Genomic DNA, 715 nt, shown 5'->3' with positions numbered 1-715 from the left:
TGACATCGCTGTCTATTAGATGAGATACTGAGACTCGTTCTCATGGATTAAAAACTCAACGTAATTTCTTTTCCTGAACTTAATTATCTAACGCTAGGTAATCTAAATGCAGGAATGATGAACTAAGAGAAGTTTCTGAGAGTCAATTCCTCGGGGTCAATGTTGTTCCCGATAATCTAGCCAAACTTACCGCGAGGTAAGGTCGGAAAGCCACGGATCTTTAAGGAAACTTTAAGATGGCCGGGTTGCATTGTGAAATTTTTTCATAAAGGAAATTATCATGAAAAAAACGATGCTATTTTTTGCAGCCTTGTTATTGTCTTTTAACGCTAGTGCAGCCTCTTTGACTTTAGTCGGTGATGCTGTAAACACGGGAACTGTGGGCCTTTCAACTGGAACTACAGTTACTGCAGCAACGTCGTCCATAGCGACTGGTGCTACATTATTTGACTCATTCACACTATCAAGTGATACAGCTACTACTGCAACTTTATCTTTAACGTTTAATCCACTTTCTACATTTACTTCAGTTTCTTTAGTTAATGGTGGAATAGTTGGTTTAGACATCATAAAAATTGGTACTTTAGGTATTCTTGAGTACACATAGGCGTTTAGAAGCAATGACTGATTATGTAATTAACATATTCATCGGTAATGCACTTGTTGGAAGTAACTATGACCTGCGTGTTACAACAGGTATTAGTGAGGTTCCTTT

1 protein-coding gene and 1 riboswitch are annotated in these 715 nt (G+C 37.9%); the gene reads left to right on the top strand.

Annotation, left to right across the window (positions count from 1 at the left end):
• The first annotated feature begins 169 nt into the window (after nt 1-169).
• Nucleotides 170-253: riboswitch (cyclic di-GMP riboswitch) on the top strand.
• A 27-nt stretch (nt 254-280) separates the two neighbouring features.
• Entirely contained in the window at nt 281-607 is a 327-nt protein-coding gene (locus tag A9E74_RS13810; protein WP_069297159.1) for a hypothetical protein, read from the top strand.
• The last annotated feature ends 108 nt before the right edge of the window (nt 608-715 follow it).

The sequence above is a fragment of the Methylophaga muralis genome, from assembly GCF_001720165.1.
In the GTDB taxonomy this organism is placed as follows: domain Bacteria; phylum Pseudomonadota; class Gammaproteobacteria; order Nitrosococcales; family Methylophagaceae; genus Methylophaga; species Methylophaga muralis.
The sequence above is the reverse complement of the archived record's forward strand: the minus strand, read 5'-3'. Positions and strand labels throughout refer to the sequence as shown.

What these genes read in the sequence shown, in the direction of transcription:
- A9E74_RS13810 (WP_069297159.1), top strand. Translation starts at nt 281, where the DNA reads ATGAAAAAAACGATGCTATTTTTTGCAGCCTTGTTATTGTCTTTTAAC.